This is a genomic window from Curtobacterium sp. MCPF17_051 (assembly GCF_003234595.1).
Taxonomy (GTDB): Bacteria; Actinomycetota; Actinomycetes; order Actinomycetales; family Microbacteriaceae; genus Curtobacterium; species Curtobacterium flaccumfaciens.
In genome coordinates this window covers 161764-172093 of the sequence record NZ_QKSE01000010.1, presented here as the reverse complement: position 1 = coordinate 172093, position 10330 = coordinate 161764, and the positions used below count along the sequence as shown (strand labels likewise).

Annotated in this window: 8 protein-coding genes; 7 read left to right on the top strand and 1 reads right to left on the bottom strand. The window is 73.1% G+C overall.

The window, feature by feature from the left end; translation table 11 throughout:
* The first annotated feature begins 85 nt into the window (after positions 1-85).
* From DEJ35_RS09855 to DEJ35_RS09835, 5 genes are all read left to right on the top strand, one after another.
* On the top strand, positions 86-1057 hold the full coding sequence (locus DEJ35_RS09855; RefSeq protein WP_110859004.1) for a MoxR family ATPase: 972 nt from the start codon (positions 86-88) through the stop codon (positions 1055-1057).
* A gap of 98 nt (positions 1058-1155) precedes the next feature.
* Entirely contained in the window at positions 1156-2469 is a 1314-nt protein-coding gene (locus tag DEJ35_RS09850) for a DUF58 domain-containing protein (RefSeq protein WP_258370294.1), read from the top strand.
* Entirely contained in the window at positions 2466-4943 is a 2478-nt protein-coding gene (locus tag DEJ35_RS09845; protein WP_111090439.1) for a transglutaminaseTgpA domain-containing protein, read from the top strand. The genes DEJ35_RS09850 and DEJ35_RS09845 overlap by 4 nt, the downstream gene beginning before the upstream one ends.
* Positions 4940-6937, top strand: coding sequence for a zinc-ribbon domain-containing protein (locus DEJ35_RS09840; RefSeq protein WP_111192653.1), 1998 nt, complete (start codon positions 4940-4942; stop codon positions 6935-6937). Before DEJ35_RS09845 ends, DEJ35_RS09840 begins: the two co-directional genes overlap by 4 nt.
* A gap of 64 nt (positions 6938-7001) precedes the next feature.
* On the top strand, positions 7002-7763 hold the full coding sequence (locus DEJ35_RS09835; protein WP_110859000.1) for a hypothetical protein: 762 nt from the start codon (positions 7002-7004) through the stop codon (positions 7761-7763).
* A 51-nt stretch (positions 7764-7814) separates the two neighbouring features.
* Here DEJ35_RS09835 and DEJ35_RS09830 read toward each other — a convergent pair whose 3' ends face one another.
* Complete coding sequence (locus DEJ35_RS09830) at positions 7815-8807, bottom strand: asparaginase (protein ID WP_111090436.1); 993 nt, start codon at positions 8805-8807, stop codon at positions 7815-7817.
* A 34-nt stretch (positions 8808-8841) separates the two neighbouring features.
* Between DEJ35_RS09830 and DEJ35_RS09825 the strand changes: the two genes are divergently transcribed.
* Both DEJ35_RS09825 and DEJ35_RS09820 read left to right on the top strand, forming a co-directional pair.
* A complete protein-coding gene (locus tag DEJ35_RS09825; protein ID WP_111192652.1) occupies positions 8842-9351 on the top strand; it encodes an OsmC family protein in 510 nt (169 codons plus the stop codon).
* A gap of 6 nt (positions 9352-9357) precedes the next feature.
* Entirely contained in the window at positions 9358-10329 is a 972-nt protein-coding gene (locus DEJ35_RS09820; protein WP_111192651.1) for an FKBP-type peptidyl-prolyl cis-trans isomerase, read from the top strand.
* Position 10330: the final 1 nt, after the last annotated feature.

The window sequence follows — 10330 nt, the reverse complement described above, 5'->3', positions numbered from 1 at the left end:
CCCCGGAACCAGCCCCCGGCGGCTGACCCCCGCCGCCCGGACCCGCCCACGCCGCCCTCCCGCCACGACCGAAGGACCACCCCGCATGAGCATGACCCCGGAGCAGGCCACCTGGTTCGCCGACGTCGCAGGCCGCATCGTGACCAACGTCGAGCAGGTGCTCCTCGGGAAGACGTTCGTGATCCGCCTCGCGGTCACGGCGATGCTCAGCGAGGGGCACCTGCTCCTCGAGGACGTCCCCGGCACGGGCAAGACGAGCCTCGCCCGAGCGATGGCGCAGAGCGTGCAGGGCTCCACGAACCGCATCCAGTTCACCCCCGACCTGCTGCCGGGCGACATCACCGGCATCAGCGTCTACGACCAACGGACGCAGGAGTTCGACTTCCACCGCGGGCCGGTCTTCGCGAACATCGTGCTCGCCGACGAGATCAACCGTGCGAGCCCGAAGACCCAGTCCGCGCTGCTCGAGGCGATGGAGGAGTCCGCGATCACGGTCGACGGCGTCAACCACCGTCTCGCTGCGCCGTTCATGGTCATCGCGACCCAGAACCCGATCGAGCAGGCCGGCACCTACCGCCTGCCCGAGGCGCAGCTCGACCGCTTCCTCATGAAGACGTCCATCGGCTACCCCGACCACGCCGCGACGGTGAAGATCCTCGAGACCTCGTCGGCTCCGTCGGCGTCGGTCCCGCTGGCGAGCGTCGTGCCCGCCGCGACCATCACCGAGATGGCCGCCCTGGCGCGCACCGTGCACGTCGACGCCGTGATCGCCGACTACGTCGCCCGCCTGGTGGACGCGACCCGCTCCGCGAGCGAGGTCCGGCTCGGCGTCAGCGTCCGCGGGGCGATGGGTCTGATCCGTGCTTCCCGTGTCCTCGCGGCGCTGAGTGGTCGCCACTACGTCACACCGGACGACGTGAAGGCGCTGGCCGTCCCGGTCCTCGCGCACCGCCTGGTGCTCGACGCTGAGGCCGAGTTCGACGGCGTCAGCGCACCGAGCGTCATCGCGCAGCTCCTGGTGGAGACCCCGCCGCCCGCCGACCGAGTCACGACGTGACGGACCGCCGGCCCGTCTCCACGCGCTCACGCCGTCCGTCCTCGACGCGGTCGCGTCGTGGCACGGCGGCGTACGAGCGCACGGGGACGGTCACCGGCATGACCAACGTCCGGACGCGGATCGTCGGTGACCGCGAGGGTGTCGCAGCGGATGCGGTCATCGGGATCGTCCGGCTCTGGGCAACGGCCTGGAGGCTCGTCCTGCGTCTTTGGGGCGAGGTCTCGTCCGTCGTCACCGGGCTCGGGTGGACGGTCGCCGCGCTGACGCTCGTCGCGTTCGTGGCCGGCTACCGGTTCGGCCTGCGGGAGGTCGTCGTCGTCGGGTTCGCCGGCGCCGTGCTCGCGGTGGTCGCTGCGGTGGCGTTGATCGGCCGGTCGCGGCTGGCCATCCGGATGCGGCTGCCGCAGCACCGTGTGGCGGTCGGCGACGACGCTGGCGTGATCATCACGGCCGAGAACCCCACGCGCCTGCCGTCGGTGCCGACCACCGTCGAGGTGCCGGTCGGATCAGGCCTGGTCGACGTCGCGATCCCGGCCATCGGGCCGCACGGCACCTTCGAGCGCCAGGTCCCGGTCCCGACGCTCCGCCGCGGGGTGCTCGACGTCGGGCCCGTGACGGGGGTCCGCGCAGACCCGGTGGGACTCGTCCGCCGTGAGCTCGTCTGGACCGCCCGCGAGCAGGTCATCGTGCACCCGCGCACCATCGCGATCCCGTCGACGAGCACAGGCCTGGTGCGCGACCTCGAGGGGCAGGCGACGACCGACCTGTCGCCCGCGGACATCGCTTTCCACGCCATCCGCGAGTACATGCCCGGCGACGACCCGCGCACCATCCACTGGAAGTCGACGGCGAAGTCCGGCGCGCTCATGGTCCGGCAGTTCGAGGACACCCGTCGCTCGCACCTCGTCGTCGCGCTCGGCATCGCGCGCGGAGAGTTCGCCGACGACGAGGAGTTCGAGCTCGCGGTGAGCGCGGCCGCTTCCCTCGGCGCGCGGGCGATCCGCGACGGCCGTGAGGTCTCGGTCGTGGTGTCCCAGCGCACGCCGGAGTTCGCGAAGCGTGCGGTGTACGCCGTCCGGACGCTCCCCACCGTCACGCCGACGCGCCTGCTCGACGACTTCGCCTCGGTCGGCCTCGCCGACGCGTGCCTGCCGATCGCCGAGGTCTCCCGGATCGTCGGGAGCGACACCGACGGCATCTCCGTCGCGTTCCTCGTCGTGGGCTCGACCGTCGGCCTGCCCGCGCTCCGACTCGCCGCCACGCGGTTCCCCGTCGGGGTGGAGGTCGTCGCGGTGATCTGCGAGCCCGAGGCCCAGCCGCGGTTCCTGCGTGTCGCGGGTCTGACCGTGATGACCATCGGCTACCTGGACGACCTCCGGCACGCCCTGCACCGATCGGCGTCGGCAGCATGAGCGCCGCACCCGTGACCAACCCGGCCCCTGCGGCGGACCGGGCGAGACGCTCGACCCGGCGATCCGACCGTCGCGGTGCCCGTCGGCTCGTCCCGTTCCGCCTCGCCGGCGGCACGCTGGCGGTCTGGCTGTTGCTGGCCGTCGCGAGCACGTCCTGGTGGCCGGTGTACCGGGACGGCGCGATGATCACCGCCGCGGTCACCGCGATCGTCATCGGCACGATCGTCGCGCTCCTCGGCACCCTGCTCCGGCTCCCGACGGCCGTCGTGGCGATCGCGACCGTCGCCGCGTTCACGCTGACCGGCGTCCCCGCCGCCGTGCCGAGCCAGGCGAACGGCCTGCTGCCCACCGGACACGGACTCCTCGACCTCTTCGCCGGCGTCGCCCTCGGCTGGAAGCAGCTGGTGACCATCAGCCTCCCGGTGGGCTCCTACGAAGCGCTCCTCGTGCCCTACTTCGTGACGTTGCTCGTGGCGACGGTGACCGCCGTGAGCGTGGCGACCCGCGCCTCCCGGCAGGAACTCGCGAGCATCCCGGCGCTGGTGCTCTTCGCGGTGGGGGTGGTCGTCGGGCCGAGCCGGCTCGACACGTCGATCGTGACGGCGGTCGTCCTGGTCGGTCTCGCCCTCGTCTGGGCGCTGACGGTCCGGCACGCGCGTCGTGCGGTCGCCGTGGCGACCACCATCGGTTCACGGGTGCCGGTCGCACGGTCCATCGTCCGACCCGCGCTCGTGGGCACCGGCACCATCGTGGCCGCGGCGGTCGTCGCGACCGGCCTCGGCCTGGTCGCACCGCCCTCCGGTGACCGCACCGTCGCGCGCACCGACGTCGTGAAGCCGTTCGACCCCCGCGACTACGTCAGTCCGCTCAGCGGATTCCGCGCCTACGAGGAACCCACTGCCTCGGACGCGATCCAGCTCCGGGTGACCGGCCTGCCCGAGGGCGGGTTCGTCCGCATCGCGACGCTCGACACCTACGACGGCGTGGTCTACCGGGTCGGCGGCGCCGACGGCTCGGCGGGCTCGGGCACCTTCGAACGCGTGCCGACCGCCGTCGACGTCCGTGGCGTCCGGGGCACCACGGTCGACGTCGGTGTGACGGTCGACGGGTACCGCGGTGTGTGGCTGCCGACGGTCGGCGCCCTGGAGCGCGTGGAGTTCACCGGGCAGGACGCGGACGACGAGCGCGGCGCCTTCTTCTACAACGGATCGACCGGCACCGGCGCCGTGGTCGGCGGAGTGGGGGACGGCACGTCCTACGACCTGACGGCGGTGCTGCCCGACCAGCCGACGGAACGGCAGCTGGCCACCGCGCGGCCAGGGAGCGCCGCGGTTCCCACCGCACGGGACGTCCCCGACGCCGTGCGCGACACCGTCGAGTCGACGACAGAGGACGTGTCGGCACCCGGCGCGAAGCTCCTCGCCGCGGTGCAGGCACTGCAGCGGAAGGGGTACGTCAGTCACGGTGTCGGTGACGACCGGATGAGTCGGTCCGGCCACGGCGCCGACCGCGTCCAGGAGCTCCTCACCGCGCCCCTGATGATCGGTGACCAGGAACAGTACGCCGCGGCGGCCGCGCTGATGGCCGACCAGCTCGGGTTCCCCGCGCGGGTCGTGATGGGCTTCACGGCCGGGGGTGACTCGGGCAGCGACGGCACCGCAGCGCGTGGCGGGACGATGACCTTCCGTGGGTCCGACGTCACGGCACGCGTCGAGGTGGACACCGCGCAGTGGGGGTGGGTGATGCTCAACCCGAACCCCGAGGTGCGTGAGATCCCGGACGAGCAGCAGCAGACCCCGCAGCCGGTGACCCGACCGGAGACGGTCGTGCCGCCGCCCCCGGTGGACCAGCAGGACCAGGACCAGCAGACGCCGCCCGAGAGCGACCGGAACACGCCGCCGGTGCAGCCGCTCTGGCTCCGGATCCTGCTCGCCGTGCTGCCCTGGGCCCTCGGGACCCTCGGCGTGGTCGCACTGGTCCTGTTGCCGTTCGCCGTGATCGTGCTGCTGAAGCGACTGCGACGGCGACGACGACGGAACGCCACCACGCACCGGGGTCGCATCGTCGGTGCCTGGGACGAGTACCGCGACGCGCTGCTCGACCGCGGGCACGACGTGCGGCGTTCCGCCACCCGACGTGAAGCCGTGGTCGGTGCACCGGGTGACGGCGGCGCCGGACTCGCGGCACTGGCCGACCGTGCGGTGTTCGGCCCGAGCGACGCCGACCAGACGACCGCCGATCGCATGTGGGCGGCGACGGACGACGCGATCGCTTCGCTCCGGACCGGGCGGAGCCGTCGGGAGCGGTTCCGCACCGCCGTGTCACTCCGGTCGCTGCGGGGAACCGGGCGTCGTCCGACGCCACGGTCCCGTCGTGTGACCGACGGCCAGACTGCGTCGGGGCACGGCGACTACGATGTCCAGAGGCCGGACGAGCGTCGTGGACGGCCGAGTGAGGACAGAGGCACCACGTGATCAGATGCGAACACTGCGGATCGATGCTCCCGGACGGAGCGATCTTCTGCGGTGAGTGCGGACGCGCGGTCACCGCCGCGGCGAGCCGTCGCCCGGTCGCGCCGACCCCCGTCGAACAGGCACCGCCGCCACCGTTGCAGCAGCCCGACGCCCATGGCCGACGGTCCGACCCGGCCTCCGACGCCTGGTTGCCCGAAGCCACGCTCGATCCCGCCACCCGCGCCTGGCTCACCGGTGCCGACCGCCGTGGAACCGAACCGCCGGCACCCGTGCCGGTGCAGCGTCCCGACGACTTCGCACCGCGCCAGGCGCCCTCACACGTGCACGGCGCCGGATCCGGACTCGGGGACTGGTCGGGTGCGCCGGGCCAGTCGGATCCGGAGCCGGCTCTCGACCCCGACGCCTACCCGTCCGAGCCCCTCGACGCCGACGATCCCGAGCGCACCCGCATCGCCCCGGCTCCCGGTCGCCCAGCGACGCCCGCGACCCCGGTGCGTGATGCCGCGTCGCCCGCTCCTGAGCAGACGGCGCAGCAGCCCGTCGCACCTCCGCACACCGCGGAGCCCGCTCTGCCCGTGTGGGCGCCGCCAGCCGCCACCGCACCCCCAGCGGCACCCGCCGGTCCTTCCTGGTGGGTGGGCCGCGGTACCCCGGCTGCCGAGACGCCGTCGGAGCCGGTCGTTCCGCCGGGGCCAGGAGCAGCTGCCGAACCGGCCACCGAGCAGGGCGCCGCGGCTCCTGCGTCGGAACCACAGGGCGCACAGCGGGAACAGGATGCCCAGGCCGGCTCCGAGCCGGAGCGCGACGACGTGATCGTGGCGGCGTCGGAGACGAGTGCCGCGGACGACCGCCCCGCCGTCGTGTCGCCCCCGCAGCCCGGGGACACCGCCGTGGTCGAGCCGCTCATCGATCGACGGCCGCCGCGTCCGGCCCCGCTCGTCACCCCCGGCATGCACGAGACGACCATCTGCCACGTCTGTGGCAACCGGCTCGAGCCCGACGACATCTTCTGCGGCGAGTGCGGAGCCGTCCGCCCGGCGGTCACCGCGGCCTTCACCGGCCCCGTCATGCCCTTGCCGATGACCCGACCCGACTGGGCAGCAGAGGGATCCGACGGCACCCAGGGGTCTGACGGCGCCCAGGGGTCTGACGGCACCGAGACGTCCGGAACGACCGACGATGCGGACGAGCCGGCCGGTGGATCGTCTGAGCCCGCGGGCTCGGACGAGTCCGACGAGAGCGGCTCCGACGAGAACAGCTCCGACGAGATCACTGCACGCGACGAGCAGGGCGACGAGCCGAACGACGAGGCCCGGGTGGACGACGAGTCGCTCCGCGCCGGGGTCGAGCAGTCCGGTGCGGGCCGTCGCCCCCGAGGGGCGCACGCTGCCCCGGTGGGCGAGCCCGAGGCGTCCGCCGTGCCGCGCACCCCACTCCCGCCGGTGCCCGGTTCCGCGACCGTCCCGTCCTCCGCGCCGTCCGCCACCACCACCGGTGCGCCCGTGGCTGCACCGCTGCCCCCGATCCCCGGAGCGACCGGACCCGCGCTGCCGTTCCCGCCGGCGAGCCGGTCGGAGTCGAACGCCGGAGCCGATGCGCTCCACGACGCCGATGACGACGCCGACGACGACGTCGACGAGACCCGCATCGTCGCGAAGACCCCGACCCGGGCGCCGTTCGTCCTGCACTTCAGCACGGGTGAACGGCTCGGGGTGCACGGCACCGGCCTGCTCGGACGCCTGCCGCGACCGCAGCCGGGGGAGCGGTACGACGACCTGCTGACCGTGCACGACCCGGGCAAGTCCGTGTCGAAGACCCACCTCGAGCTCGGCCGCGACGGCGACGACCTGTGGGTCTCCGACCGGTTCTCCGGCAACGGCACGGTGGTCCGGCACATCGATGGATCGATCCGCCGCTGCGAGCCCGGTCGGCGGTACCGCGTCGAGCGTGGCGCCCGCGTCGACATCGGTGAGCAGTTCTTCCTCGTGCAGTAGGCGACTTCTCCACAGATCCGTCGCGGACCAGCGCTGGGCCCTTCGTACCTGGTGCGATGGGGACATGACCCGCTTCACCGCCCGCTGTGTGATCGTGGGGGCCGCGGTCGCGCTCGTCGTGGCCGGCGTCCTCGCGCCGATCGGTGGCGCGGGGCAGACCGTCCTGCTCGGGGCGGGTGCGTGCTGCGCCCTGGTCGACGTGGTGCTGCACCAGTCGGCGCCGCCGGATCCCGGAACCCGTCCGGCCCAGGTCGTTGCGCCGCACGGGCCGGACCAACCCGCCGCGGCCGATCCGCTCGGCGCGCCGGAGCAGCCGATGGGACCGACCCCCGAGGACGGTGACGGCCTGCCGGCACTCGTCCTCGGGCACGGGCCGGGCGGTGACCTGCTCCGCGTCGACGCCGGGTCCCACGTGGTGGTCGTCGGTGCCGGAGCACTCGCCGTCGCGGTGTTCCGCGGGCTCGCCGAGCAGCTCCGAGCCGCTGCCGTCCACGCCGACGACGATCTGCGATGGGCCGTCGCGCCAGGAGTCCTCGACGCAGCGGGCTCCGGCAGCGACGATCCGGCCCCGACCACCCCGAGCACGCCGTCAGCGGAGACCCTTCCGTCGGGGACCTCGATCGCGGTGTGGATGGGCGCCGACGGCCGACCGCTCGGCACGGTGGTGCTCGTCCCCGGACTCGGAGCAGCGCCCCGACACCGGGACGTCACCGTCGAGGTCTCGCGGTACGGCTGCTCCGTCCGTCGACTCGACGGCCACGGGGTCGTCCGCGTGTCCCCGGCGCTGCCGGTCCTCGCCCCCGACCCCGTCAGTGCGGACCGATGACCAGCGCGGTCCGGGTATCAGCGCCGACCGAGGAACAGCACTCGCGACGGATCAGCGCAGCCCGGCGCCGGCGCGCACCGCACCGACGGGGACGCCACCACCGAGCACCCGCTCACCGGTCGCCTCGAGCACCTCGGCCACACCGTCGGACGCCACGAGGCCGTTCCGCTCGAGCAGGGCCAGTGCTGCCAGGGTGCCGGCCCGCTGCGAGCCGTCGAGCACCTTCACCGCCACCGCGGCGCCGCCGGGCAACCCCATGACCATGACGCCCTCGGCACCGAGCTTCGCCAGCACCTGCAGCCGCTCGATGGTGACCGTGTTCGCGCGCCCGACGCCATCGATCGCCCACGGGTGCGCCAGGACCGCGTCGGTCAGCGCGGCGGAGTCGTCGTCGGCCCGTGCCACGACGCCGGCGAACCCGCGTGCCAGCCCCGTCAGGGTCAGCGGGAACACGGGGGCGCCGCAGCCGTCCGTGCCGACCAGGTCGACGGTCTCGTGCGTGTACTCCTCGACCACGGAACGCACCCGCTGCTGCAACGGGTGCTCGATGTCGAGGTAGGTGGCCTCGTCCCACCCGTTCACCCGGCAGGCCGCGAGCATGCCGGCGTGCTTGCCGGAGCAGTTCATCGCCAGTCGGCGGGGTCCGTCCATCGTGCGGGCGGTGCCGCGGTCGAACGGCATGTCGGGCGGGCAGCCGAGGTCGGCCTCGACGTGGTCGAAGGACTCGAGCATGTGCAGGGCGAGCGCCTGGTGCGCCGCGGTACCGGCGTGGCTCGCCGTGGTGAGGACGAGCTCCTCGTCCGAGAACAGCGCACCGGCACGTCGGACCGCCAGGGCCTGGAACGGCTTCATGGTGGAACGCGGGTAGATGCTCGCCGTCACGTCGCCCACGGAGTCGATCACCGTGCCGGTCGCGTCGACGACGACGCCGGCGCCGATGTGTCGGCTCTCGTCGAACCCTGAGCGTTCGAGCACCGCCAGCTCGACGGAACCGTCGGCGGTGAGAGGATGGCGATCACTGCGGACTTCGGGGCTCACCGTCATGCCGCCATGCTAGCCAAGGCGAAGGGGCGCACCCGTGCACGACCACTCCTACGAGGTCTCCGTCAGCTGGACCGGCGACCGCGGGACCGGCACGTCCGGGTACCGCGACTACGGCCGCGAACACGTGGTCTCGGCGACGGGCAGGCCCGACATCCCCGGCTCCGCCGACCCGACGTTCCGCGGGGACCGTGACCGCTGGAACCCCGAGGAGATGGTGCTCGCGGCGCTCGCCCAGTGCCACATGCTCAGCTACCTGCACGTCGCGGTCACGAAGGGCTTCACCGTCGTGGACTACCAGGACACCGCGACCGCGTCGCTCCGCCTGAACCGTGACGGTTCGGGCGAACTGACCGAGGCGACCCTGCACCCGGTCGTCACGATCCTCGAGGCCGACCGCGTCGAGGACGCCGAAGCCGCACACGTCACCGCGAACCAGCTCTGCTTCATCGCGCGGTCCGTGGCGTTCCCGGTGCACCACGAGCCGCAGCTGGTCGTCCGACCTGCGTCATTGGCAGGGGACTCTTCGACTGGTGGGGCAGACTAGGTCCTCGTGAAGCGTCTCCGCCTGCTCCCGATCGCCATCGTCCCCGCCGTCGTGCTGGGACTCGCCGCCTGCTCCGGCTCCGGCTCGGACGGGTCCTCGGCCTCGCCGACCCCGTCGGCCAGTGCCACGGCCTCGGCGATCACCTCCTGCCCAGACCCGGGGAAGTCCTCCGACGCCGTCGAGGCGACCGGGTCGTTCGGTGGCACGAAGGCCCCGACGGTGAAGTTCGCCTCGGGCCTGTCCGCGAAGACGCCGCAGGCCACCCGGCTCGTGAAGGGGAAGGGCGCGGCGCTCGACGAGGGCGACTACGCGCAGGTGTCCTACAGCGTGTACGAGACGTCGGACGCCAAGAAGCTCGGTACCGTCGGCTTCGACGAGGGCAACCCGCAGGTCCTGTCCGTCGGCGGGTCGGGCTTCGGCGCGCTCCTCGCCTGCTCGAAGGTGGGCGACCGGATCGCCGCGGTCGGACAGTCCTCCGCACTCGGTTTCAACACCGGCGGCGAGATCGTCGTGGTCGCGGACGTCGTCGCGCAGACGCCGACCAAGGCGACCGGCACCCCGCGGGACCAGGACCCGGCCCTGCCCACGGTCGAGGACAAGGCCTCGGGTGAGCCGGAGATCACGGTTCCCGACGGCGTGAAGGCGCCCACGAAGACCACGGTCGAGGTGCTGAAGCAGGGCGACGGCACCGAGATCGCCGACGGCGACACCGCACTCGTGCAGTACAAGGGCATCGTCTACGACACCGGCAAGGAGTTCGACTCCTCGTGGTCGAAGGGCGTCCCCACCACCTTCACCGTGTCGGAGAGCGCACTCATCAAGGGCTTCGTCACCGGGCTCGTCGGGCAGAAGGTCGGCTCACAGGTCCTGATCGTCGCCACGCCGGAGGACGCCTACGGCGCCAACCCGCAGGAGGGCTCGGGCATCCCGAAGAACGCCACGCTCGTCTTCGTGGTCGACATCCTCGCCAAGGGCTGAC

Bases quoted from the DNA above. Each gene is read 5' to 3' on its own strand.
- DEJ35_RS09855 (WP_110859004.1), top strand. From the start codon at position 86: ATGAGCATGACCCCGGAGCAGGCCACCTGGTTCGCCGACGTCGCAGGC.
- DEJ35_RS09850 (WP_258370294.1), top strand. From the start codon at position 1,156: ATGACCAACGTCCGGACGCGGATCGTCGGTGACCGCGAGGGTGTCGCA.
- DEJ35_RS09845 (WP_111090439.1), top strand. From the start codon at position 2,466: ATGAGCGCCGCACCCGTGACCAACCCGGCCCCTGCGGCGGACCGGGCG.
- DEJ35_RS09835 (WP_110859000.1), top strand. From the start codon at position 7,002: ATGACCCGCTTCACCGCCCGCTGTGTGATCGTGGGGGCCGCGGTCGCG.
- DEJ35_RS09830 (WP_111090436.1), bottom strand. From the start codon at position 8,807: ATGACGGTGAGCCCCGAAGTCCGCAGTGATCGCCATCCTCTCACCGCC.